The organism is Thiothrix litoralis (genome assembly GCF_017901135.1).
GTDB lineage: Bacteria > Pseudomonadota > Gammaproteobacteria > Thiotrichales > Thiotrichaceae > Thiothrix > Thiothrix litoralis.
The window spans coordinates 1,014,550-1,038,774 of the sequence record NZ_CP072801.1; the positions used below are offsets into that span (position 1 = coordinate 1,014,550).

Here is a 24,225-nt window from a genome sequence, read left to right on the forward strand (position 1 = left end):
TTCCTTATGTAAATATTTCTGTGAGATTCTACGCTGAAGGGGGGGAGAATGCATCCAGAGCGGCCTCGTCCAGACTGGCCTTGTCGAGTTTCAGATAAGCGACGCACTCATCTGCTGCAATGGCGATTTCCTTGACGCCTGGTACTGCCAGCAACTCCTTGTGCAGGCGCTGCGGGTCAGACAGTAGCAGTGGGTCGAGCTTCAGTATCCGACTAGTATAGAAGGTCGGCTGCGGTAATTGCAGGGCAATCACAAACCAGATCAGCACCACGATGGCGCTGAACACGAATACGCCGGTTTCCCCCCACGTATGGTTGATCATGCCACCGAGGGAACCGCCCGCAAAAATGCCGAGGAATTGTGAGCTGCTGAAAATGCCCATCGCCGTGCCTTTGGTGCTGACATCGGAGTATTTGGCGACCAGTGAGGGCTGGGTGGCCTCCAGAAAATTGAAGCCGACAAAAAACAGGAAAAACGCCGCCAGTAACCAGTCGATTTGCGTATGCCCCAGTGCCATGCCAGTTTCCGCGAGAATTAGGGCAAGGGTACTGCCCAGTAACAGGGTACGGATTTGCTGCTTCTTTTCGGCGAGAATAATCAGCGGGATGGCGACCAGAAACGAGCCTGCAAACACCGGTAGGTAGATTTTCCAGTGTTCGGCGCGGGGTAGGGCAAGCTCATGTTCAAAAATCGCGGGCAATACCAGAAAGTTGGCGGTCATCACCAGATGGATAATGAATACGCCTGCATTCATGCGTAACAGAGCAATGTTGCGCAGTGCAGTGCCCAGATAACCTTTGATGATTCCGGCATCGCGGTGACGGGTAATGCGTGCGGGAGTAGGTACGGCGAATATCACCAGTGCAATGCCTGACAAGGCCAGTATCATGGTAAACCAGAAAATGCCCGGCACGCCGACACCGTGGAACTGGCTGATGAGGGGGCCGAGGATCATCCCACCCATGAACGATAAACCAATGGTCATGCCGATCACGGCCATGATGCGGGTACGGTTTTCTTCACGCGTCAGATCAGCGGCCAATGCCATGGTCGGGCCTGCAATCGCGCCCAAGCCTTGCACGGCTCGCCCGACGATGATAATCCACATGGAGTGTGCTGTTGCCGCAATCACGCTACCCAGTGCAAACACCAGCAAGCCGCCGATGATCACCGGTTTACGCCCGATTTTGTCCGAGAGCACCCCCAGCGGAATCTGAAAAATGGCTTGTGTCAGGCCATAAATGCCAATCGCGAAGCCTGCCAGAAACGGGGTGGAATCCGGCAGGGTTTCGGCATACAGCGCAAACACGGGCAGGATCATGAACAGGCCAAGCATCCGCACAGCGTAAATGGCAGCAAGCGAGGCGGTGACACGCCATTCCAGACTATTCATCGGTTCAATCCCTTACAACTTTGTAACCTTGAATTTGCGCCCTTTGATTTTGCCATTGAGCAGGCAAGCGAGGGCTTGTTTGGCAGCGCTGCGCTCGATGGCGACGTAAGCAGCGTAATCCATCACGTCGATTTTGCCGACGGATTTGCCGTTGATACCGCCTTCGCCAGTCAATGCGCCGAGAATGTCACCGGGGCGAATTTTTTCCTTACGCTCGGCAGCAATGCGTAATGTCACGTTGTTGGGCTGGGTGGGGCTGAGGGCGGCTTTAGGTAGCGCGGTAATGACTTCGTAGTCCAGTTCGGTTTTTTGCGCGATACCAATGTCAGCGAGTTTGTGGCGTTCGGCATCGGTGAGCAGGTTGAGCGCCATGCCTTCCTTGCCCGCTCGCCCGGTACGCCCGACGCGGTGGATGTAAACATCAGCATCGTGCGGCAATTCGTAGTTGATGACGCAAGGCAGGTCTTCGATGTCCAGCCCGCGAGCGGCGACGTCGGTAGCAACCAGTATGTTGAAACTGTTGTGCTTGAATTGCACGAAGACTTCATCGCGGTCACGTTGGTCCATTTCACCGTGCAGGGCTTTGACGCTGAAACCAAGTTGGTCGAGGTGTTCGGTGATTTCACGTACACCGACTTTCATATTGCAGAAAATCACCGCAGAACGGGGTTTGAAATGCGCTAGCAGGATTTCAAGCGCTTGTAAGCGCTGGGTCTTTTCACACAGGAATGAGTGCTGGTTGATGACGCCTGCGTGATGTAAGGCTTCGGCTTTGACTTCGACGGGGTTACGCTGAAATTGTGCACTCAGGCGTTTAATGTCGTCCGGGTAGGTGGCGGAAAACAGCAAGGTTTGGCGGTATTTGGGGGTGAGGCTGATGATTCTGCCAATGTCTTCCATGAAGCCCATTTCCAGCATCCGGTCGGCCTCATCAAGCACCAGTGTGTGAATCTGGCTGAGGTCAATCGTCTTTTTGCCGATATGGTCGCCGATGCGCCCCGGTGTGCCGACGATGACGTGTGCGCCGTGTTCCAGCGAGGTGGCTTGCGGTGCGAGAGGTTGTCCGCCCGTTAAGGTGACGACTTTGATATTGGGCTGGTAACGGGCAAGGCGGCGGATTTCGGTGGCGACTTGCGCACTGAGTTCGCGGGTAGGGCACATCACCAAGGCTTGTATGGCAAAGTTTTGTGGGTCAAGTTTGGCCAGCAAGGTAATGGCGAATACGGCGGTTTTGCCGCTGCCGGTTTTGGCTTGCCCAATCAGGTCAGAGCCTTGTAACGCGGGTGGCAGGGCTTTGGCCTGAATCCCGGTCATTAATTTGTAACCTAGGTTGCCGAGGTTGGCGAGTTGTTGGGGGGGGAGATTCAAATTCGCAAAGGAATTGGGCATGGGAAGGCTCTTGGGTAACGGGGGAGCTGTGTATCATAGCGGGTTTTGCGGGGTAACGCCCATCAAATCCCGCATACGTTGGGTTCCTTCCCCGCAATTGTTGGCAGTATTTGTCAGATTGTTTAATAAGCCGGATATTGCAGGTTTTATTGGGAGAATTCCAACATGTGTAAGGTCTTTTATTGGGTTTGCTTCTTGGGGTTGTCGTTACCTGCTTCAGCGGAGGAACCCGCAGCAGGGGCTAGTCGTGAAGCGTTGGAAAAGTGGTTTGAGGAAGATACGTCAACGAAAACCAAGGTGGAAGACATTAACGAAGGTCAATTGGATTTCCTGAAGCAAGCACCGGCTGGGGAGGCGATTCACCATCACCAAAATAAGGTCAAGATTACCGCTGAATCATTGGATGAAGGTTGGGCGCAACTTGAACAATGCCACGAGAATCTGGATCAAGTGGCTGCGATGCAAATCACGTTCCGTGATGGCTACATACGCGACATGCAGGTGACGGAGCAGCGCAACATTGGCAAAGCATGGGTCGAAGGCTCTAGCCTGCAACTCAGCAAGGTGGGTGAAAATGCGCGTATTTGTTTGCAGGCGCGTACTCGTGCCTTACGTTTTCAAGATGATGGTACGTATGTTTTGGTGAATGGCCCTTACATGCGTAAGTTTTTGGATGGCTATTACCCCATGCGGGTTTCCATGCAGATTGAGTACCCCGCGAATTTACTGGAAGTAGGGACGGTTACGCCCAATAATCAACCTGGTTTTGCTGTGCAGCAGCAAGAGGGTGTGGTGGGGTTTGATGCGTTATTTGAGGGGGAATTGCGTACTTCTATCCAATTTGAGGCGTTGGGGCTGTAGTACGTGACCTGATTCAGAACCGTGTTGGCGGTGTTAGATAATCGCTTCAGGCATTTGCTACAATGCGGTGATAGTAGCTAAGGAGATATTTCAGTGGCATTAGCAAGGCAAGCCGATTACCTGAACGTTGAGGCATATCTCGCGGGCGAACGTGAGAGCGAAATCCGCCACGAATACGTGGATGGGGTTGCTTATGCGATGGCGGGCGCAAGCGTGAACCATAACCAGATTACGGCTAATGTCCTGACCGAATTGCGGATTCATTTCAAGCAAACGGGTGTGGATTGCCGCCCGTTCAGCAGCGATTTGCTGGTGAGAACGGGCAAAGACCGCTACCGTTACCCGGATGTTGTGGTGGTGTGCGATGAACAGTTTCTGGATGACTATTCGACCGAATCCCCGGTGCTGATTGTTGAAGTACTATCCAAGGCTACCCGCCAGCGTGACCGACAAGTTAAGCGGCTGGAGTATTTGCAGTTGTCCAGTTTGCAGGAATACATGCTGATTGAGCAGGATACGGTAGAAGTGGAAGTTTTCCGCCGGAGCGATAGCTGGCGACCTTCGTATTATTATTGGGGGGATATGGTGGTGTTGGAATCGGTTGGGTTGAGTTTGAGTGTGGAAAGTATTTACGAGCGGGTGCGGAACGAGGATGTTGGGCGTTTGTTGGCTTGAAAAAACCCCAACTGATAAAAACAGGTAGTTTTTTAATGAATCTAAAGTGCTTTATGAATTATCATCAATGATTGACGAAGCTAATATTTTTCTTACTCCTGAATTTTTCGAGTTAAAGTGCGCTTTAATTTACTGAAATATCAAATGGAGGATTGCACCGTCATAGTGTTAAGTGCATTTAAAACTATCCGAAATTTTGGTGTTAGCCAAAGTTCAACGAGAGTAAATTATGCGATCAAATAATTTTTTATTTTGTTTTCCATAAAACATGAGATTTCTTCTATAGGCAAGAATATATAATATAAAACTGGCTCACTATTTAAATTAATTGTTGAAAATTTAGTATCTGTTTTATCGCAATATTGATCAGTTAATGAGCTGTTTATAGTCACGCTATACTTCACATTAAACTTATTTTTGTGAATGTCTCTGAAAATTTCGCTATAAAAGTAATCGTGAAAATCTATTTTTTTGAAAAAAATGCTTGATACTATTATTTTTTCAGAAAGCAAATCAAATTCTTTTATTTCTCTTGAATAAAAAAATTTACTAGCTTTTTCTTGAACTAAAGGTCTGATTAAATTGAATGAAAAAAACTCAATATCTGGTTGATATACTTCTTCTAATTTTTTGTCAAAATATTCCATTTTTTATATATAACTCTTGTAAGATTGAAAAATTTACACAAACAAGTTCAATTCTACTTCTGGATAGAATTTCTGGTTGTTCTGTTTGAGGGAATAAGTCTTGGCTTAATGTAAAAACTGGGACGCAAAACTGATGGTTGTAAGATGTTTGATCATTGTTTTTGTGCCAAGTTTTTATTGATAGTTCATAAACATGTTGTTTTACTATATCATTATTAATTTTTTTATTCTCTGAGTTGTAATGAGATATTGCATGATATTTGTAATCTACAATAATAAATTCGTGCTTATTTTTCAATGCTATTGACTGTATTCTATTTTCTTTCTCTTTAATAAAAATAGCCATGATGTAATTATCAAACCGTGTCTTTTGATTTTTCTTTGATTGTTTCTTCGTTACATGAGAATTGAGCCTATCAATAAAAGTGTTAGTAAAACGATCAGAGCCAATATTGTCATTTTTCTCAATGATTATAGTGATTTTGTCTGTGTTTGAATTTTTTTTGATTTGTAAATTGATCAGTTTTTCAAAATCACGGCGAGCTTCTTCTAACGGGTCAATATATCTAACCATATCGGGGTACAAATATCGTTTCTCTCCTTGATATTCTAAATAAAATATATTTTCATGAAGGACTTCTTTATTTATGTATACACTCTTATTGTTTTCTAATTTGTAATTAGAGTTAGTTCCATTGTCTGCATAAATTATTGTTTTTCTTAAATCTGCATTAACGGAGAATGAATATGTATGACACATATCTTCCCATATTGCCCAGAAGTTGCTAACTCCCCAAAAATCCCCTGAATTATCATTGGGAAAGTATTCGCCATATAAAAACATTTCAATTGCATCAAAGAACAACCAGAAATCACCATCTTTATAAGATGTCTGCCTATGAATATAATCTAATGTTTCTTTAAGAATAGATATGGTTTCATCAAATGATTCCCCAAAAATTGAACTACTACTGGTTAAATGCCCTTCTTTGAATTTAGCAGCAATATACCTGACATCTTCTCGTACTTCATCTGCCTCAAATAATTCTTTTTTAATTTCAGAGTAAATAAAGCAATACATTTCTACTAAAAGATTTGCACTCAAATCAACAATGCTTAAGTGCGAAGGCATTTTGTCAATATAAATTGTATCGTCTTCCAAGTAAATTGCTTTATCAATATGCTTATTGATATTGCTAAAATCAATATTGTTTTCTCGTTGAAAGTTTTTTCTAACTATTGATGATATTATCATCTCATCGTAAGATTCTATTATTGACTCTATCATGGATATTTTCCCATAACAAATCACATCGTCTTTATCTGTATAGGAAATTTTCAATCCATCACTAGATTGAATTATGCCATCACGATCATTTTTCTTTTGCTTTGATGTTTTTTGTTTTCTATTGATAAATACTTTTAGAGTCTTATACATTTTAAAGAAAAATACCCGTATTTCTTTTTTGTCATTTATGGGGAAATTCTCAAAATTTAAAGGAAGCCAAAATTCCAGCCTTTTAGTGTCAGTATTTCGTTTAATGCCAACAAAAGAATAGCTACAATTATCTCTGCTTTTACCATTAATTACATCTAAATTATCAATATTAAACATAGTATATTATTTGTAGTTGATGATTTTTTCAATAAAGTTACTGCATTGATCCGCAAACTGACTGAATGTTATAAGCTCATCACTTTTTATCTTTAGGAGGTCTTGTAGGCTTGTTTTATCCCTGCTAAAAACGCTATCCCAAATAAAAAATAATAGTTTATTACTGATTTCTTCACTTGTGATGCTATTTTTGTTTTTTGGTTTTATAAACCAATAGCCAATTTGCTTGTCTTCTATTTGACGAATTGATTTGCTGTTTGCAATAAAAAATTTGTTTAGATTATCAATAAAAAGACACCAGTCATATTTGTTGTCTATGGTGATATTTTGTCTTTCTCCCTTTATGAATTCCCAATCCCACCTTCTTTTGAATGCACTATCCATGTAGAATATAGAGTTGTCAGATGTATTCATCGTCGCCAATATAGACATGTTTGGAGGAATCTTTATAGACATATTATTAATATTAATTGGCGAGAGTATTTTTTCATTAAATACTTTCATTTCGTTTTCTCTCGCCTCCAAAAATGCATGGCGATCATTAATGGAATTTTTTAATACTTTATCTTCTATTGTATATTCACTTTTCGATGCTACATGTTTAATTCCTATGCGTTCAAGAAGTGTAAGATATTCCACTTCTGACAATGTTGTCCTATAGCAAGACCAACCATTGTCATCTCTATCTAATAACTGAAAAATTGTACCAAAAATGGCTGAAGAGTTACCCCTGTTTATTTCATCTATAACTAAAGAGACGGGTTTTGGTGATATTTGATCAATCAATATATTTTTGTATGATTTTGCTAGTGCTTGTAAAAAATGACCGGGGTAGTATTTATATTCAACTCTTCCCTCCTTAGTTATGGGTAATAATTTACCCATGAAGTCTCCATAACTATATTCAGGATGAAAAACTGTTTTGATGCAATTACTAGAGTCAGGGTCAATATTAAGTTTTTCTAGTATGTTGTCTATTTTATGACTTTTCCCGATTCCTGGCCCACCAAACAATATTTTCTGTAAGTAACTAGTCATTTTCGATCCTTCATAAAGCATGTGATACTAGGTGAGCGATTTTCTTCCAAAATTTTATTAATGTCTAGTCCATATAGAGATATTATTCATCATTTTAGGATGTTAGTTAAGAGCTATGGGAACCTCTAAAAACCCCCTGAACCCCGTAAAATGTGAGAAAATGCTCATCTGAGCCACCGCCCCGTTACTAGCCATGCCCAAGAAAAGTGCCATCAAAACCAGTCTGTTTGCCGCCGAAGAGCGTGAACAGAAACTCGACCGCAAGGGCGACCTGCTGTCCACGCTGAACCAGCACGTCAACTTTGTCGCCTTGGCAGCAGAAATCGACCACATCGCCCCACGCCCCAGTGACAAACGAGGAGGTCGTCCGCCCTACCCAACGGAACTAATGGTACGTATCTTGGTATTACAACACCTTTACAACCTGTCGGACGAGGCATTGGAATACCAGTTGCTTGACCGACTGTCGTTCCAACGGTTCTGTGGTCTGCGGCATTCCAGCACGATCCCGGATGCCAACACCTTGTGGGTATTCCGTGAACGGATCAGCGAGGCAGGTGGCGCGGATGTGCTGTTTGATGCCGTCCAACGGCAGTTACAACAGCACGGTTTTATTGCCCGTGGTGGTCAAATCGTCGATGCCACGCTGGTGGAAGCACCTAAACAACATTTCCACAAAGAAGAAAAAGTGCTGTTGGAACAAGCGGCAACACCTGCTGACTGGACGCCTGCCCAACGTCGCCAAAAGGATACGGAAGCAAGCTGGACGAAGAAACACGGTAAAAGCTACCACGGCTACAAACTCAGCATCAGTGCCGACCGGAAATACAAACTCATCCGCAAACGCCACATCAGCACTGCCAAAGAGCATGACACCAACCATTTTGAAGCGGTGCTTGACCGAGCCAACACCAGCCGTGACGTATGGGCGGACAAAGGTTACGAAGACCAATCCCGTGAACAACGCATCAACCAAGGTAGCTGGCGGTTACACATCCAGCACAAAGCCAAGAAAGGCAAACCGCAATCCGACTGCCAGAAACGCCGCAACACCCGCATCGCCAGACCCCGCGCACGGGTTGAGCATGTGTTTGGGTCAATCTGTGCGATGGGTGGCAAAGCCATCCGTAGCATTGGGTTGGCACGGGCAGTATTCGGACTCAGCATCAAGGCTGCCGTATACAACCTGCGTCGGCTTTGTTCGCTCAAAGAAGGCGGAGTTGTGCCCATTTGACGGGAAAACCCCTGAAAAAGCTGCAAAAATGCGGAAAAACCACCTGATTATGGCTTGGTGTGCTAAAAATTGAGATGGATTGGTGTTTTTTTAACAAAATGCCGATAGGTTAACGCTAACCTCTGCAATACTACGGGTTTTTAGAGGTTCCCCTATGTCTGAGAGCTTAGGCAAATTTTTTACGTGACTATTCTTTATGATATGAAGTATTTCCCATTCATTTTGGATCCTCCCTCCCTCTCGGAATCCTGCTAAACTCCCTACTTTGTCTAAGTAACGAGCTTCACTTCATGGAAAAACTCATCTATATCCCTTATATCTACCGGAATTTACAGAAGGCTCATGCCAGAATCATTGTTTTGACCCATGAGGCATCACTCGCTACTACACCCGCAGTGTTCAATCCAAGGGCTTTCTTCGGCGTGGGTCGACAACCTAAAACGGCTATTGATGCCTACCTGAGAGAAACACGCGAAGGTTGGCAGTAATGGCTTATCTATTTGATACTAATATCATTACAGTGTGTTGTGCGGCTATACCCAAACCGAGAATGAGAGGATGAAATATAATTTCGAGTGGGATCCAGTCAAGGCTAAGACCAACCTTAAAAAACATAAAATTAGCTTTGAAGAGGCAGCGGAAGTGTTTCTTGACCCCCTGCATTTAACCATCCCTGACGACGAACACAGTGACACTGAAGAACGTTGGGTTACTTTGGGTAATACCAAAGCACACAAGGTTCATTTGGTGGTGCATACTTTTCTAACGTATTACGACGATCAGGTCACGATACGAATCATTTCTGCTAGACCTGCTACACGCCATGAACAACGACAGTATGAGGATTTAGGATGAAAGACGAATACGATTTTTCTAAAGGAGTGCGGGGTCAATTTTTCCACCCTGATACCCATCTCAACATCCCCGTCTATTTAGATCAGGATGTAGAAACATGGTTTGTGGAACGCGCCAAAGCCAAAGGTATTGACGTACAACAATTGGTTAACGACTTGTTACGCAAAGATATTTCTTTGATTCAATCGGCAATGAGTTAAGCGAGCAACGAATACCAAACAAAACCTGCTAAACTTCGTTTTTTGTTCGGCACGAGCTTGCAGACCCCATGGAAAAATTCATCCGCATTCGCGGCGCACGTACCCACAACCTGAAAAACATCGACCTCGACCTGCCGCGTGACAAGCTGATCGTGATCACCGGGCTGTCGGGTTCGGGCAAGTCGTCGCTGGCGTTCGACACGATCTTTGCGGAAGGGCAGCGGCGCTACGTCGAGTCGCTGTCGGCCTATGCCCGCCAGTTCCTGTCGATGATGGAAAAGCCGGATATCGACCACATCGAAGGGCTTTCCCCAGCGATTTCCATCGAGCAGAAAACCACCTCGCACAACCCGCGTTCCACCGTCGGCACAATCACCGAGATTTACGACTACCTGCGCCTGCTCTACGCCCGCGCAGGCAAGCCGCGTTGCCCGACCCACGCAATCGACCTCGAAGTGCAAACCGTCAGCCAGATGGTCGATCAAGTATTGTCCTTGCCGGAAGGCAGCAAGCTGATGTTGCTTGCCCCCGTGGTGCGTGATCGCAAGGGCGAACACCTGCAACTGTTTGAATCGCTGCGGGCGCAAGGCTACTTACGGGCGCGGATCAATGGCGAAGTCTACGATCTGGACAATGTGCCCGCGCTGGAATTGCGCAAGAAACACACCATCGAAGTCGTGGTCGACCGTTTCAAGGTACGTGACGACATGCAGCTACGCCTCGCGGAATCGTTTGAAACCGCGTTGAAACTCGCCAACGGCATTGCGCGGGTCGCACCGATGGAAGGCGAGGGCGAGGAAATGGTGTTTTCAGCCAACTACGCCTGCCCGCATTGTGGCTGGGCACTGGCGGAACTCGAACCGCGCCTGTTTTCCTTCAACGCGCCCGCCGGAGCGTGTCAGACCTGCGACGGGCTGGGCGTGGAACAATTTTTCGACCCGCAACGGGTGGTGGTAAACCCATCCATGAGCCTTGCGGGTGGCGCAGTGCGCGGCTGGGATCGGCGCAACGCCTACTACTTCCAGATGCTGACGTCTTTGGCCGACCATTTCCATTTTGACGTGGAACAGCCGTGGGATGAATTGCCCGCCGCTGTCCACAAACTGATCCTGAGCGGCAGCGGTTTGGAGGAGGTGGAATTCACCTACGTCGGGCAAAAAGGCCAGGTCTACCAGCGTTCGCACACCTTTGAAGGCGTATTGAACAACCTCAAGCGCCGTTACCGCGAAACCGATTCCAACGCGGTGCGCGAAGAATTGTCGAAATACCTTGCCAGCCGTGCCTGCCCCGATTGCGGTGGTACGCGCCTCAACGAACAAGCCCGCAACGTGTTTATCGCGGGCAAAAACCTGCCATCCACCACCCACATGGCGATAGGCGAAAGCCATGCATTTTTCCGCGACCTGCAATTGCCCGGCACGCAAGGCAAGATTGCCGAAAAGATCGTGCGTGAAATCACCTTGCGGTTGGCGTTTCTGGTTAACGTGGGGCTGGATTATTTGACCCTGAGCCGCAGTTCGGAAACCTTGTCCGGCGGTGAAGCGCAACGCATCCGCCTTGCCTCGCAAATCGGCGCGGGGCTGGTCGGGGTGATGTACGTGCTGGATGAGCCATCCATCGGCTTGCACCAGCGCGACAACGAACGCTTGCTGAAAACGCTGTTCCACCTGCGTGACCTCGGCAATACCGTGATCGTGGTGGAACACGACGAAGACGCGATCCGTTCCGCCGATTACGTGCTGGATATTGGCCCCGGTGCGGGCGTGCATGGGGGCTACATTATCGCGCAAGGCACGCCGGACGAAGTGTTTGCCACGCCGGATTCGGTCACGGGGCAATTCATGTCCGGGCGGCGCAGCATTACCATCCCTGCCCAGCGCACCCCGTTTGACCCGGAACGCACCTTGAAAGTGGTCGGCGCGACCGGCAATAACTTGAATGATGTGACGCTGGAAATTCCGCTGGGCTTGCTGACCTGCATCACGGGCGTGTCGGGGTCGGGCAAATCGACGCTGATCAACCGCACGCTGTTCCCGTTTCTGGCGCGGCATCTGCACGACAGCAGCGTGGACGTTGCCCCAGTGCGTGAAGTGTTGGGCGCGGATCAGATCGACAAGATCATCGACATCGACCAAAGCCCGATTGGGCGTACTCCGCGTTCTAATCCAGCCACTTACACCGGGGTGTTCACTGCGATTCGCGACATGTTCGCGGCCACGCAGGAAGCGCGTTCACGAGGCTACCAGCCCGGCAGGTTCTCATTCAACGTCAAGGGCGGGCGCTGCGAAGCCTGTTCCGGCGACGGTTTGATCAAGGTGGAGATGCACTTCCTACCGGATGTTTATGTGACGTGTGAAGTGTGCGAAGGCAAGCGTTACAACCGCGAAACGCTGGACGTGCGCTACAAGGGCAAGAACATCAGCGAAGTGCTGGCGATGACGGTGGAAGATGCCTGCGAATTCTTCGCCGCTGTGCCGTCGATCCACACCAAACTGCAAACGCTGATGGACGTGGGGTTGTCGTACATTACCTTGGGGCAGAACGCTACCACGCTCTCCGGCGGTGAAGCGCAGCGGGTCAAGCTGGCGAAAGAGTTGTCCAAACGCGGCACGGGCAAGACGATTTACATTCTGGATGAGCCGACCACCGGGCTGCATTTCCACGACGTTGACCAGTTGTTGAAAGTGCTGCACCGCTTGCGCGATGGCGGCAATACCGTGGTGGTGATTGAGCACAATCTGGATGTGATCAAGACGGCGGATTGGGTGGTGGATTTGGGACCCGAGGGCGGAAGTCGCGGCGGGAATATCATTGCGGTCGGTACGCCGGAACAGGTGGCGGAGGTGGAAGGGTCGTTTACCGGGCATTTCCTCAAACGGATGTTGTGATACAGTATCAAGAAAAGCATCCTTTCCCCTATCAATTGTTGGAATTGTTGGCGAATAGCAAAATCGCCAGATACAACCACCAGATCATTGCGCCAATCCAATCTGTCACCTGACGCTGCGAAAATAGGTTTTCTGTTAGCATCGTGAGGATTGGGGGAAATGTTAAGAAATGTCACCGTCACTTGCTGAAGCAGCCTAAGAAAAAGTATGCTTACCCAGAATGCTCTGGTGATATTTTATCAGAAAAATTTATGGCGTATTCCGCCTGTTTACATGGTAGAGAATGGTATGGCTTTGCTTGAGCTCGCGTTATTAGGTTTCAGTGGTGGTTTTTTTTATGCTGGAAAAAAGCCTGAAAAAACTGGCAATAAACGCAATGCCCTTGCTAGGCTCAGGGCGGCACTGGCTCCCATAAAAGCGCATAAACAGTCACTCCAGACCTTTATTGCCGAATCTCCCGATCAGGAAGCCGATGAAAAAGCCCTTGCGGATCAACGTGAGCTAAAAAGAACTGCCTCCGTCTTTGCTGGCTCAACAGCCATTGCCGTGGCGGGAACAGTGCTTTACCCGCCGCTGGCGGTTCTGAGTGTGCCGGGAGCAGTCTATCTGCTGCGGGATGTGTATGTTAATACTGCCGACACAGTGATCAAAGGCAAGCCTGTCGGTGTTGACCCGTTAATGGCGATTTTCACCACCAGTATGCTTTATCAGGGGCATTTCGTCGTCAGCCATTTTTTCATTTCCCTGTATTTGCTAAACCGGCAACTGATTAAACGGGTCAAGCAGGAATCGAAGAGAAACATCATTGATGTCTTCCGCGACCAGCCGAGTACCGCGTGGGTCATTATTGATGGCACAGAGGTGGAACAACAGGTCAGCGCCATTCGGGAAAAAGCGATCGTGGTGGTCAGGGCGGGGGAATCCGTGCCGGTTGACGGGCAGGTGCTGGAAGGCTTTGCTGCGGTGGATCAACACATGCTAACCGGGGAATCCCAGCCAGTGGAGAAAAGTGCAGGCGACACCGTATTTGCTTGCACCGTTGTCCTGACCGGCTCTATCCATGTGCAGGTAGAAAAAACCGGGGAAGAAACCGCTTCCGCCCGCATCGGGCAGATTCTTAACAGTACCGTGGACTTCAAAACCAGCAAACAACTCTGGGCGGAAAAGATTACCCAGCAGACCGTAATGCCCACCTTGGGTCTGAGTGCTCTGACGCTGGCGCTGGCTGGGCCGACTACTGCATTGATCTTCATCAACTCCCATTTCCGCTATCGCCTGATGCTGGCTACGTCCACCTCGGCATTGACCTTCCTGAATCTGGCGGCGCAAAAAGGCGTGTTGCTGAAGTCAGGCATCATACTGGAGAAGATGCAAAACATAGACACGGTGGTCTTCGACAAAACCGGCACACTGACGCTGGAGACGCCTAACGTTGCTGAGGTCACTGCCTTTGGTGACTGGGATGCCAATACCATTCTCGGCCTTGCCGCATCGGTCGAAGGCCGCCAAAGCCATCCGGTAGCCAAAGCGATTTGCAACAAGGCAGCCGCACTCGGTTTGCAGGTCGAAGCCAGTCATGAGGCCAGCTATCAGGTCGGTTACGGTCTGGTCGCCAGTATTGGTAAGCAACAGATTCAGGTGGGCAGTCTGCGTTATGCCCAGCAACAAGGCTTCGCGATTCCGCCCGCGCTGCTGGACAAGGCCGAACAATGCCACTTACTGGGTAACTCACTGATTATCGTCAGTGTGGATGGTGTCATTGCCGGTGCCATTGAGTTACAAGCCACGATTCGCCCGGAAACCAGCGCAGTGATTCAGAGACTGCGTGATCAGGGTTTGTCCTTGCACATTATTTCTGGCGATCATCCGGCGCCCACCAAACGGCTGGCGGAAACCCTGCATATTGATAATTACCATGCGGAAGTGCTGCCGGAAACCAAGGCGGAAATCATAAAGCAGCTTCAGGCCGAAGGGCGTTCGGTGTGTTACATCGGTGATGGCATCAATGACGCCATTGCACTCAAGGAAGCCAGCGTTTCGGTGTCGTTGCGGGGTGCATCCAGCGTGGCAACCGATACTGCCGAAGTCATTCTTATGGATCAAAATCTGAACCGCTTGTGTGACCTGTTCCAGTTAGCCCGCGAGTACGACCAGAATGTGAAAACCACTTCCCAGATGGTCATCATTCCTTCACTGATGAATCTGGGTCTGGCTTTCGTTCCCGGCTACGGGCTGGCTGCTTCGATGACCCTGAGTGCTACCAGTGTATTGGCAGGCTTTGGCAGTTCCATGTTGCCACTGATTCGCCACCAACAAACCCGAATCATTGGCTGATGCGTCGTAAACAAATGTATAAGGATATGTGGTGAAAGAGATGACAAACCTGCGCAAGACACTGGCTTTCGATGACTACCCGGCTTTTTATCAGGACGATAACCGCCGCAACCGGGGTTTCAATCCCACCAGCAAGGCATTTCTGGAAGCCAAGTTTGGCGTCCTGTTGCCAGAACATCTGCTCAAAGGCAAGAAAGTGCTGGATTTAGGCTCCTGCTACGGTGCTGCGGGTCAGTGGGTGCTGTACAACGGGGCGGCAAGTTATACCGGCGTCGAAGTGCAGCAAAACTACGTCAGTGAATCCCGTCGTTTGTTGGCGCACTGGCAGGATCGAGTCGAGATTGTGCATCAGGATGTCACCAGCTACCTGCTGGCCACGGCTGATCAGGCATTCGATCTGGTGTTGCTGGCGGGGATGCTTTATCACTTCGTCGATACCAAGCAGATTATTGATCAAGCGTGCCGGATAGCCAGTCAGCAGGTGGTGGTGGAAACCAATTACCCGCCGGGTATGCGTTCCGGGAAATTGCCAATGGATGTGGCAGTCACCGAATACGTCACCGATCAGGAAGTCAATCTCGATCATGGCAACCAGTCGATGCTGGGCATTTCTGCCACTACTTCCCTGTCGGCGCTGGATATTTTGTTTCGCCTGAATGGTTTTGCCAAACAGGAAAACAAGCTGGTGTTTCCACTTGGCTCTGACACGGTTATTTATGACGAAAGCGCACTGGGTAGTAGCGATTTGCAGATTCGTTTTGCCGTGCGTTATTTCCGTGATGAAAAGCAGCAGCGCCTGACCACGCTGGAAAGCAATCTGCCCGAACAGTCTGGTCAGAAACGTTCCTGGGAGAATGATCCGGTCGCTACAGCCAGAACTGATGCATACCAACGGCAGGCCAAAGCGCTGGCGAGCACTGCTAAACCGGGCGAGTGGAAGTTTGATGCGCAGGTGGCGGAAGTGTTTGATGGCATTGCCCGCCGTGAAATTCCCGATTACCTGCGGGTTATCGACCTGTGCGTGCGGGTCATCGGCAAGGGTAAACTTGAGCAGCCGAAAATCATTGATGTGGGTAGCGCAACCGGCGAAACCTTGCGGCAACTGCATCAGGCGGGCTACCGGAATCTTTACGGTGTGGATGCTTCAGCAGACATGCTCGCCCAATCCTTCCAGCAGGCAACCCTCATCCATTCAGAAGACTTCCCAGAAGCGCATGGCCCATTTGACTATGTGTTGAACAATTGGACGTTACATTTCATCCGCAACCCGTTGAATTACCTTGAGGCGATCAAGCGCTCACTGGCTCCGGGTGGTACTTTGATTCTGTCTGACAAGGTGTCGAGCAGTGAGTGCGTCCACGACCTGTATTATGACTATAAGCGTACCAATGGTGTTACCGAGGAAGAAATTCTGAGGAAACGCCAGCAAATTGAAGGCGTGTTGGTGACTTATCCTTTCACCTGGTATCTGAATGCGCTGACCAATCTGGGGTTTGAACAAATTGAAATTATCAATGCGAATGCAGCGTTTGTGACGTTTATGGCGGTGAATCCCGCTGAATAAAAAACCCATGCAGACGTTAACCCGCACGGGTTTTTATGCGTATGGTTAAACCTGACCTTTCAACGGCCCTGCTGCGCAAATGCTATCCGCCACACCCGCGCTGTATTCCGCAAAGTTCTGATGGAACAGCGAGGCCAGATGCGTGGCTTTCGCTTCATACGCGGCTTTGTCTGCCCAGGTTGAAGACGGGTCTAGCACTGCCGAAGGCACATCCGGGCATTCAACCGGGATATTCAGGCCGAAAATGGCATCCTGACGCATTGCTACGCCATCCAATTCACCGCTCAGTGCCGCATTGACCATACTGCGGGTGTGATGGATGTTCATGCGCTTGCCCACACCGTAAGCGCCGCCTGTCCAGCCCGTATTCACCAGCCAGCACGAAACCCCGTGTTCATTGATCTTCTTGCCCAACAAATCCGCGTAAACCGACGGATGCAACGCCATGAACGGCGCACCAAAGCAAGTGCTGAAAGTCGCCGTCGGTTCAGTCACACCTTTTTCCGTGCCCGCAACCTTGGCGGTATAACCGGAAATGAAGTGGTACATCGCCTGTTCGGTGGTCAGTTTGGAAATCGGTGGCAACACACCGAAAGCATCACAGGTCAGCATGATAATGTGCTTGGGGTGGCCTGCTTTGCCGGGGTACAACGCGCCCGGAATCTGGGTAATGGGGTAGCTGGCGCGGGTGTTTTCGGTCAGGCTGTTATCATCCAGATTCAGCTTGCGGGTTGCCTGATCCATTACCACGTTTTCCAGCACCGTGCCGAAGGTTTTGGTGGTTTGGTAGATCATCGGCTCTTGTTCTGCCGAGAGGTTGATGACCTTGGCGTAGCAGCCGCCTTCCAGATTGAACACGCCATTGTCGCTCCAACCGTGCTCGTCATCACCAATCAGCGAGCGTTTTGGATCAGCGGAAAGGGTCGTCTTGCCCGTGCCAGAAAGCCCGAACAGGATAGCAACGTCGCCTTCTTTGCCAACATTGGCGGAAGCGTGCATCGACATAATGCCACGTTGCGGCAGCAGGTAGTTGAGTACCGAGAAGATGGATTTCTTGATTTCGCCCGCGTAATGCGTGCCGCCAATCAGAATCAGCCCACGGCTCAGGTTCAACAGGACGAAAGCCCCGGAATGTGTGCCGTGCGTTTCCGGGTCTGCCTGCATATCAGGCACATGGATGACCGTAAATTTGGGTTCAGCCACATCTAGCGTGCGGTTCAATTCGTCTGGGCGGATAAACATATTGCGGGCAAACAAAGCGTGCCAAGCATATTGGGTAATAATACGCACCGGCAATTCATCGGCTTCGCTTGCGCCTGCTAACAGGTCTTGTACAAACAGTTCACGTCCATCAAGGAACTGAAGGGCATCTGCCAAAATTTGGTTGAACTGTGCTTCACTCAATGCCTTGTTGACTTTGCCCCACCATACCTTGTCATGCGAGCCAGCATCATCCACGATAAATTTATCGTTGGGGGCGCGGCCTGTAAAGGTGCCTGTGTAGGCAACAAATACGCCATCTTCGCTGATTTTGCCTTCGCTGCGATTCAGGGCTTGTTCGTATAGAACCGGGGATGATTGGTTCCAATAAAGGTTTTGTGAAGTTTTCAGTCCCAACGTGCTGGCAAGGTGTTGTGCCAGTGTGCCTGTTGTACTCATGTGACGCCTCCGGTAGCGCTGTGTAATGTCGACAATATGTCGTTCAGGTATAAAGAAGGCAAAAGATAATATCGTATGGTGTCGACTATTAGAATACATTTCATCCGAAAATCAGGTTTAATCAGCGCTATTGTCGACATTGCTCAAGAAAGCTGTCGACAATACAAACTTGTGTACGGTTTTCTTGAAAAATAGGTCAAAGTTGCGGTGCTTTTTGTGACGACTTGTTGAGGCAGTGTGATATTCTCACGCAATGGAAAATTTGTATTTAAGTCAAACACGTTTCGACGATTTCCCGCTGGATGAGCGCTTATTGGCCTCTATTCGGGAAACCGGTTTTGAATTTTGCTCGCGCATTCAGGCGGAAACCTTGCCATTCACCTTGGCAGGGCAGGATATTGCTGGTCAGGCACAAACGGGTACGGGTAAAACCGGCGCGTTTCTGGTGGCTGTGTTCCAGCATTTACTGAGTAACCCGTTGCCGGATGCCGGGGCAGGCACCGTGCGCTGCATGATCCTCGCGCCGACCCGCGAACTGGCGATCCAGATTGCGCGTGATGCTGAAGAGCTGGGCAAGCATACCGGCTTACGTTCGGTGCTGGTCTACGGTGGGGCAGGCTACGACAAGCAACGCCGTCAATTTGAAGAGCCGGTGGATGTGTTGATCGGTACGCCGGGTCGGGTGATTGATTACTGGAAACAACACGTTTTCACCCTCAAATACACCCAAGCCTTGGTGATGGATGAAGCCGACCGCATGTTTGACATGGGTTTCATTCAAGATGTGCGCTTCCTGATGCACAAAATGCCGCCGCCTGCGAAACGTTTGAACATGCTGTTTTCCGCTACGCTGTCGCAGCGCGTGCTGGAATTGGCGTATGAGCACATGAATAACCCGCAACAGGTCAAAATCGAGACCGAATCGGTGCGGGCGGATAATATTACCGAGCATGTGTACTTCCCAGCGAATGATGAAAAGATTCCCCTGTTGATTGGCCTGATCCGTAAGCTCCAGCCGTTCCGGGCGATTGTGTTCGTTAATACCAAGCACATTGCGGAAAAGATTGATGATTTCTTGCGGGCGAATGGCATTACCTCCGACCTGATTTCCGGCGATGTACGCCAGAACAAGCGTGAAAAGCTGCTGCAAGCGTTTGAGGCGGGTGAGTTTCAAGTGATGATTGCCACCGATGTGGCGGCACGTGGTTTGCACATCCCCGATGTGTCGCACGTCTTCAACTTCGATTTGCCGCAATTGGCGGAAGATTATGTCCACCGTATCGGGCGTACTGCGCGTGCCGGGGCATCGGGTGAGGCGCACAGTTTTGCGTGTGAAGACACTGCGTTTTACCTGCCGGATATTGAGGAATACACCGGCAAGTCGATTCCGGTGGAACGGATTACTGCTGAATTGCTCCCCACTGAACTGAAGCGTCCGCAGCGCACCCAGCGTGAGCGGGTCAACCATCACCCTGATGGCAACCGCCCACCCCGTCAACACAGTGGCGGTGGTCAGGGGGGCGGTGGACGGCGGCGCAGACGCCCCAACCCAGCCGGTTAAGTCTAAGGAGTCTCCCGCATGAAAGCCTATGCCAAACGCTTGCACAATCCCTTTAACGGTGCTGTTCAGGTAGTGGCATCAGAGCAGATTCGTGCCTTAAGTTACAATGGATTGGAGTGGGAACTTCAATTCCAATGTCATACGCCACGCGGTATCCAGTACGCTCGTATCGGGCGTTGGACAAAGCGCAACGGTTTCCGCCCCTATCCCCTCGACCCCAGCATTGAGCGTGACGCGGTAGAAAGCGCCTACCGACCACTGGTAACCGCACTCGAAACCACCGCCGTACCTCTGCCACAAGACGATTACTACGAATTCTGGTTGCTGGATGAAAAATACCGTCGGCCTTTGGCGCTGCTCGCCAGTTGCCGCCTTGCCAGCGAAATGCCGCAAACCAGCATCCACCCGATCTGGAAAGCGCTCAATGCCAGCCAGCTAGACCTGTACAACACCCCCGAAGAAGAACGGCGCGGCGCACCCCCACCCAGTTACCGACTTGAACAAAACGTCAAACAGCGTGCCGGACAAAACCCCCAAACCCGCTGGTTCTTGCGTGCGGCGGATGGTAGCGGTCAAGCGCTGAATACCGCTGCTGAAGTGCTAGACGCACACTTGCCAGCGGACTATTTTCCACCCCTGTTATTACGCGAAACCTGGGATAACCCGGCGGAACAGGCATTGTGTGAACGTTACCTACAGCGCTTATCGCCGCACCTGCTGATGCTGCAAGGCTTGTCGCTGGAAAGCCGCGACCGCGTAGAGCAAATGGCCAGCCAGTATGCGCAAGAAGTGGCAGCCAGCTTCCATCTATACCCAGCCGTTGCTGACCCGCAGCGCATGACAGCGTTACGGGTCGAGGCACGCTTACGGGATGCTTGCCTGAAAGATTAACGGAGTAAGGTCAATCAAGCTGCCGTCTGCATCGCCACTTCCGGCAGTTCCAGCGCCGCCGCAATCGCATCTTCCACCCGTTCCAGCCAGATGAAGTTGAGCTGTTTGCGGGCATTTTCCGGCACATCTTCCAGATCGCGGCGGTTACGTGCAGGCAACATCACGGTGTGAATCCCGGCACGCAAGGCGGCGAGGCATTTTTCCTTGACCCCACCAATCGGTAGCACCAAGCCGCGCAAACTGATTTCGCCAGTCATTGCTACATCACTACGCACCTTACGATCACTCAGCAAGGAGACCAGCGAGGTGAAAATCGACACGCCTGCACTGGGGCCATCCTTGGGGATTGCGCCCGCCGGAACGTGCAAGTGGATGTCGTGTTTTTCGAAGATTTGCGGATCAACCCCAAAGCGTCTGGCTTGCGACTTGATCAGGCTCAGGGCGGCTTGCGCACTTTCCTTCATCACGTCGCCGAGTTGCCCGGTGATGATCAGCTTGCCATGCCCCGGCATTTTAGTGGTTTCGATGAACAGGATGTCGCCACCCACCGGTGTCCACGCCAAGCCAGTCGCCACGCCGGGTACGCTGGTGCGCATGGCCACTTCGCTTTCAAAGCGTTGCGAGCCGAGGATCGCGGGCAATTCCGCCGGGGTAATCGCTACCCGCTCGGTGTTGCCCTCCGCAATCTGGATGGCGGCATTACGCAACACGGCTGCGATTTCGCGTTCCAAGTTGCGGCAACCAGCTTCGCGGGTGTAATCGCTGACGATGCTGCGCAAGGCGGCTTCGCTGACGTGGGCTTGTGCCGGTTTCAGGCCATGCGCTTCAAGCTGACGCGAAAGCAGGTAGCGTTTGGCGATTTCGACCTTTTCGTCTTCGGTGTAACCGGGCAGGCTGATGATTTCCATGCGGTCACGCAACGGCCCTGGAATGGAATCTAGCACGTTGGCAGTAGCAATGAATACCACTTTGCTCAGGTCAAACGGCAACGCCAGATAGTTGTCGCGGAAAGTTTCGTTTTGCGCCGGGTCAAGCACTTCCAGTAAGGCCGCTGCTGGGTCGCCGTGGAAACCGCCGCCGCCGAGTTTGTCGATTTCGTCGAGCATGAATACCGGGTTGCGGCTTCCGGCTTTGCGCATTTCCTGAATGATATTGCCGGGTAATGCGCCCATGTAGGTGCGGCGATGCCCCCGGATTTCAGCTTCGTCATGTACCCCGCCAAGGCTGGAACGCACGAAGGGCAGGCCAAGCGACCGCGCAATGCTTTTGCCCAGCGAGGTTTTGCCGACACCGGGAGGCCCCACGAAACACAGAATCGGGCTGCGGCCTTGCGGGTTGAGTTTGCGTACCGCGAGGTATTCGAGGATGCGCTTTTTGATTTTCTCCAAACCGTAATGGTCTTCGTCGAGCACTTCGCGGGCTTTGGCGATGTCGATGTTTTCCGCTTCCAGCGTGTTCCACGGTAGGTCGGTGAGCCAGTCGAGGTAGGTGCGAATCATGGAATATTCACCGGAGGATTCCGGCATTTTTTGCAGGCGCTTGAGTTCCTTGCGGGCTTGTTCGGCAGCCTCGGTGGACATATTGGCGTCGGCAATCGCTTGTTTCAGTTCGTCGATTTCGCTTTGGTTGCTGTCGTCATCGTCTTCGCCCAGTTCCTTTTGGATGGCTTTGAGGCGTTCGCGCAGCATGTATTCGCGCTGGCGGGCATCCATCGACTGTTTGGTTTGCTGGTCGATTTCGCGGGTGAGTTTTAGCACTTCAAGCTGGTGGCGCACGTGTTCGGCTACCTTGTCGAGGCGTTCGCGCAGCGCGGTGGTTTCGAGGATCACCTGCTTTTCCTGCGGGCTGATGTCGAGGAAATTGCTGACCAAATCGGCGAGTGCGCCTGCGTATTCCATGCTCTGGATCGCAGCTACCGCTTCGGGCGGGGCTTGCGGTAACAGTTGCAGGGTTTCGATGGCTTTTTCCTGCAAGTGGCGCATCCGTGCCTTGATTTCGGGGTCGTCGTCATCGGCTTCAGGAATCATGTCGACGTGTGCCGCCAGATACGGCAAGCCTTCCACGTAATCGCGCACGCGGAAACGTTCCTCGCCTTGCACCACTAAATGGTGTGTGCCGCTGGAGGTGGTGACGTAGCGCACAATATTGGCCAGCGTGCCAATAGGGTGCAGGTGGTCGCTAGCTGGCTCGTTAATGTCGGGCTGCTTTTGCAGTACCAGACCGATTTTGCTGCCATTTTTGACGGCTTCCTGTGCGGCTGCCAGTGATTGTTCGCGCCCAATGGTGATGGGGATGGCCATGCCGGGAAATAGCACAATGTCACGCATGGGAATCAGGATAAGTGGTTCGTTCATTCTTTTGCCTCTATGGTATGTGTATTAACCTAGTGAGAAGGTCAACTATTCATATTGGATAAGATCGTGCCAGCCAGGGGAATTTCAAGTGGTGTGTTGATGAATAAATGTTTCGGGGTAGCTCAGGGAGCAAACGGCTGCCCCAGAAAATCGAATAATTGGCCTGAATCAGCACTTTTCAAGGTTTGCATGACTTTGAGCAAGTGATGCGCTGTGAATTCGGTTGTCTGTAAATGTTCCGGCGATACGTTGCGCTGAAAAGGCGCGGAGAGCGCGGTAGCGGTGGTACCGGGTTGCAAGCCAACGATGATGGTCGGGCGTTTCAGGCGATCCAGTTCGATGGCAAAATTCTTGATCAGCATGTTCAAGGCGGCTTTGCTGGCGCGGTAAGAATGCCAGCCTCCCAACCGATTATCACTGATGCTGCCAACCCGTGCAGACAGGATGCCCATTGTGGTCGGGTGTTTGGGGTTCAGCTTTGCCAACAGGTGTTTGACCAGTAACGCGGGGCCAACGGCATTGAGGGTGAACGAGCGTAACAGGTGGTCAACTTCCAGATTGCGCCAGGTTTTTTCCGGCTGGGTGGTGGCGTCATGTAACCAGCCGGTGGCGATGAATACCCAGTCGATCTCGGCTTTGTCCGGTAAGGTTTGCAGCGCGGCACTAATGCTGGCTTCGTCGCTGAGGTCGAAGCCAATATCTTGCGTGGCGATGCCGAGTGGCAACAAGTTATCCGTGTTGCGTGCTAGGCGTATCAGTTCGATGTCGGGAAATTGTGCGGCAAGCTGCTGGCAGAAGGCTTGCCCAATACCGCCCGATGCGCCCGCGACTAATACCCGTCGTGGCATTAGTTGATGCTGCCTGTGATGGAGCAGTCGGCCATGTCGTCGAAAATTTTCTTCAAGCCGGGGCTGTTTTCACCGCCATGCATGGGAATATCAAGGTATTCACATTTGTTGGCTTCGGACTGGAAGTAGATTTTTAGGTCGCCATCCATGATGAACGGGGCGTTTTCGAGGTCGGTGACATCTTCCAGTGTGATCGGGTCAAGCGTACAGACGCGCATA

Annotated in this window: 20 protein-coding genes; 11 read left to right on the forward strand and 9 right to left on the reverse strand. The window is 50.4% G+C overall.

Annotated elements, in window-relative coordinates; translation table 11 throughout:
* Positions 1-28: 28 nt before the first annotated feature.
* Positions 29-1,393: an MFS transporter gene (locus tag J9253_RS04875; RefSeq protein ID WP_210223553.1), complete on the reverse strand. Its 1,365-nt coding sequence runs from the start codon at positions 1,391-1,393 to the stop codon at positions 29-31.
* A gap of 12 nt (positions 1,394-1,405) precedes the next feature.
* Complete coding sequence (dbpA, locus tag J9253_RS04880; RefSeq protein WP_210223554.1) at positions 1,406-2,782, reverse strand: ATP-dependent RNA helicase DbpA; 1,377 nt, start codon at positions 2,780-2,782, stop codon at positions 1,406-1,408.
* A 165-nt stretch (positions 2,783-2,947) separates the two neighbouring features.
* On the opposite strand from dbpA, the gene J9253_RS04885 reads away from it, so the two are divergent.
* On the forward strand, positions 2,948-3,643 hold the full coding sequence (locus J9253_RS04885; protein WP_210223555.1) for a hypothetical protein: 696 nt from the start codon (positions 2,948-2,950) through the stop codon (positions 3,641-3,643).
* A gap of 93 nt (positions 3,644-3,736) precedes the next feature.
* The gene (locus J9253_RS04890; protein WP_210223556.1) at positions 3,737-4,318 is read left to right on the forward strand and encodes a Uma2 family endonuclease; all 582 of its coding nucleotides are present in this window, start codon (positions 3,737-3,739) and stop codon (positions 4,316-4,318) included.
* Positions 4,319-4,545: 227 nt separating this feature from the next.
* Here J9253_RS04890 and J9253_RS04895 read toward each other — a convergent pair whose 3' ends face one another.
* From J9253_RS04895 to J9253_RS04905, 3 genes are read right to left on the reverse strand one after another with little or no spacing between them, the layout of a single operon-like run.
* The gene (locus J9253_RS04895; RefSeq protein WP_210223557.1) at positions 4,546-4,965 is read right to left on the reverse strand and encodes a hypothetical protein; all 420 of its coding nucleotides are present in this window, start codon (positions 4,963-4,965) and stop codon (positions 4,546-4,548) included.
* Complete coding sequence (locus J9253_RS04900; protein WP_210223558.1) at positions 4,952-6,580, reverse strand: hypothetical protein; 1,629 nt, start codon at positions 6,578-6,580, stop codon at positions 4,952-4,954. The genes J9253_RS04895 and J9253_RS04900 overlap by 14 nt, the downstream gene beginning before the upstream one ends.
* 6 nt (positions 6,581-6,586) lie before the next feature.
* Positions 6,587-7,618, reverse strand: a complete 1,032-nt coding sequence (locus tag J9253_RS04905) for a hypothetical protein (protein ID WP_210223559.1) — start codon at positions 7,616-7,618, stop codon at positions 6,587-6,589.
* 193 nt (positions 7,619-7,811) lie between these two features.
* Here J9253_RS04905 and J9253_RS04910 point away from each other — a divergent pair, with 193 nt between their 5' ends.
* The 7 genes from J9253_RS04910 (at position 7,812) to J9253_RS04940 (ending at position 16,693) form a co-directional block, all read left to right on the forward strand.
* Complete coding sequence (locus J9253_RS04910) at positions 7,812-8,852, forward strand: IS5 family transposase (RefSeq protein WP_210223560.1); 1,041 nt, start codon at positions 7,812-7,814, stop codon at positions 8,850-8,852.
* Between the two features lie 290 nt (positions 8,853-9,142).
* Positions 9,143-9,340 (forward strand): hypothetical protein, encoded by a 198-nt coding sequence (locus J9253_RS04915; protein ID WP_210223561.1) that lies wholly within the window; start codon positions 9,143-9,145, stop codon positions 9,338-9,340.
* 70 nt (positions 9,341-9,410) lie between these two features.
* Positions 9,411-9,707 carry a BrnT family toxin gene (locus J9253_RS04920; RefSeq protein ID WP_210223562.1) on the forward strand — a complete coding sequence of 99 codons (297 nt, stop codon included), beginning with the start codon at positions 9,411-9,413 and terminating at the stop codon, positions 9,705-9,707.
* Positions 9,704-9,907 carry a hypothetical protein gene (locus tag J9253_RS04925; RefSeq protein WP_210223563.1) on the forward strand — a complete coding sequence of 68 codons (204 nt, stop codon included), beginning with the start codon at positions 9,704-9,706 and terminating at the stop codon, positions 9,905-9,907. Before J9253_RS04920 ends, J9253_RS04925 begins: the two co-directional genes overlap by 4 nt.
* A 68-nt stretch (positions 9,908-9,975) precedes the next feature.
* Complete coding sequence (uvrA, locus tag J9253_RS04930) at positions 9,976-12,795, forward strand: excinuclease ABC subunit UvrA (RefSeq protein ID WP_210223564.1); 2,820 nt, start codon at positions 9,976-9,978, stop codon at positions 12,793-12,795.
* A 288-nt stretch (positions 12,796-13,083) separates the two neighbouring features.
* Positions 13,084-15,129, forward strand: a complete 2,046-nt coding sequence (locus J9253_RS04935) for a heavy metal translocating P-type ATPase (protein ID WP_210223565.1) — start codon at positions 13,084-13,086, stop codon at positions 15,127-15,129.
* A gap of 40 nt (positions 15,130-15,169) precedes the next feature.
* Positions 15,170-16,693: a class I SAM-dependent methyltransferase gene (locus J9253_RS04940; protein WP_228291568.1), complete on the forward strand. Its 1,524-nt coding sequence runs from the start codon at positions 15,170-15,172 to the stop codon at positions 16,691-16,693.
* A gap of 45 nt (positions 16,694-16,738) precedes the next feature.
* Here the strand turns inward: J9253_RS04940 and pckA are convergent, their stop codons facing one another.
* Positions 16,739-18,352: a phosphoenolpyruvate carboxykinase (ATP) gene (gene pckA / locus J9253_RS04945; protein WP_210223567.1), complete on the reverse strand. Its 1,614-nt coding sequence runs from the start codon at positions 18,350-18,352 to the stop codon at positions 16,739-16,741.
* A 253-nt stretch (positions 18,353-18,605) separates the two neighbouring features.
* Here pckA and J9253_RS04950 point away from each other — a divergent pair, with 253 nt between their 5' ends.
* Positions 18,606-19,913 carry a DEAD/DEAH box helicase gene (locus tag J9253_RS04950; RefSeq protein WP_028489105.1) on the forward strand — a complete coding sequence of 436 codons (1,308 nt, stop codon included), beginning with the start codon at positions 18,606-18,608 and terminating at the stop codon, positions 19,911-19,913.
* A gap of 18 nt (positions 19,914-19,931) precedes the next feature.
* Positions 19,932-20,804 (forward strand): hypothetical protein, encoded by an 873-nt coding sequence (locus tag J9253_RS04955; RefSeq protein ID WP_210223568.1) that lies wholly within the window; start codon positions 19,932-19,934, stop codon positions 20,802-20,804.
* A 14-nt stretch (positions 20,805-20,818) separates the two neighbouring features.
* Here J9253_RS04955 and lon read toward each other — a convergent pair whose 3' ends face one another.
* The 3 genes from lon to J9253_RS04970 all read right to left on the reverse strand — a co-directional run bounded on the left by lon (position 20,819) and on the right by J9253_RS04970 (position 24,224).
* Positions 20,819-23,158: an endopeptidase La gene (gene lon, locus J9253_RS04960; protein ID WP_210223569.1), complete on the reverse strand. Its 2,340-nt coding sequence runs from the start codon at positions 23,156-23,158 to the stop codon at positions 20,819-20,821.
* 122 nt (positions 23,159-23,280) lie between these two features.
* Entirely contained in the window at positions 23,281-24,006 is a 726-nt protein-coding gene (locus J9253_RS04965; RefSeq protein WP_210223570.1) for an SDR family NAD(P)-dependent oxidoreductase, read from the reverse strand.
* On the reverse strand, positions 24,006-24,224 hold the full coding sequence (locus tag J9253_RS04970; protein ID WP_210223571.1) for a hypothetical protein: 219 nt from the start codon (positions 24,222-24,224) through the stop codon (positions 24,006-24,008). Before J9253_RS04970 ends, J9253_RS04965 begins: the two co-directional genes overlap by 1 nt.
* Between the last annotated feature and the right edge of the window lies 1 nt (position 24,225).

Bases quoted from the DNA above. Each gene is read 5' to 3' on its own strand.
- J9253_RS04875 (WP_210223553.1), bottom strand. From the start codon at position 1,393: ATGAATAGTCTGGAATGGCGTGTCACCGCCTCGCTTGCTGCCATTTAC.
- dbpA (WP_210223554.1), bottom strand. From the start codon at position 2,782: ATGCCCAATTCCTTTGCGAATTTGAATCTCCCCCCCCAACAACTCGCC.
- J9253_RS04885 (WP_210223555.1), top strand. From the start codon at position 2,948: ATGTGTAAGGTCTTTTATTGGGTTTGCTTCTTGGGGTTGTCGTTACCT.
- J9253_RS04895 (WP_210223557.1), bottom strand. From the start codon at position 4,965: ATGGAATATTTTGACAAAAAATTAGAAGAAGTATATCAACCAGATATT.
- J9253_RS04900 (WP_210223558.1), bottom strand. From the start codon at position 6,580: ATGTTTAATATTGATAATTTAGATGTAATTAATGGTAAAAGCAGAGAT.
- J9253_RS04905 (WP_210223559.1), bottom strand. From the start codon at position 7,618: ATGACTAGTTACTTACAGAAAATATTGTTTGGTGGGCCAGGAATCGGG.
- J9253_RS04910 (WP_210223560.1), top strand. From the start codon at position 7,812: ATGCCCAAGAAAAGTGCCATCAAAACCAGTCTGTTTGCCGCCGAAGAG.
- J9253_RS04915 (WP_210223561.1), top strand. From the start codon at position 9,143: ATGGAAAAACTCATCTATATCCCTTATATCTACCGGAATTTACAGAAG.
- J9253_RS04920 (WP_210223562.1), top strand. From the start codon at position 9,411: ATGAAATATAATTTCGAGTGGGATCCAGTCAAGGCTAAGACCAACCTT.
- J9253_RS04925 (WP_210223563.1), top strand. From the start codon at position 9,704: ATGAAAGACGAATACGATTTTTCTAAAGGAGTGCGGGGTCAATTTTTC.
- uvrA (WP_210223564.1), top strand. From the start codon at position 9,976: ATGGAAAAATTCATCCGCATTCGCGGCGCACGTACCCACAACCTGAAA.
- J9253_RS04935 (WP_210223565.1), top strand. From the start codon at position 13,084: ATGGCTTTGCTTGAGCTCGCGTTATTAGGTTTCAGTGGTGGTTTTTTT.
- J9253_RS04940 (WP_228291568.1), top strand. From the start codon at position 15,170: ATGACAAACCTGCGCAAGACACTGGCTTTCGATGACTACCCGGCTTTT.
- pckA (WP_210223567.1), bottom strand. From the start codon at position 18,352: ATGAGTACAACAGGCACACTGGCACAACACCTTGCCAGCACGTTGGGA.
- J9253_RS04950 (WP_028489105.1), top strand. From the start codon at position 18,606: ATGGAAAATTTGTATTTAAGTCAAACACGTTTCGACGATTTCCCGCTG.
- J9253_RS04955 (WP_210223568.1), top strand. From the start codon at position 19,932: ATGAAAGCCTATGCCAAACGCTTGCACAATCCCTTTAACGGTGCTGTT.
- lon (WP_210223569.1), bottom strand. From the start codon at position 23,158: ATGAACGAACCACTTATCCTGATTCCCATGCGTGACATTGTGCTATTT.
- J9253_RS04965 (WP_210223570.1), bottom strand. From the start codon at position 24,006: ATGCCACGACGGGTATTAGTCGCGGGCGCATCGGGCGGTATTGGGCAA.
- J9253_RS04970 (WP_210223571.1), bottom strand. From the start codon at position 24,224: ATGCGCGTCTGTACGCTTGACCCGATCACACTGGAAGATGTCACCGAC.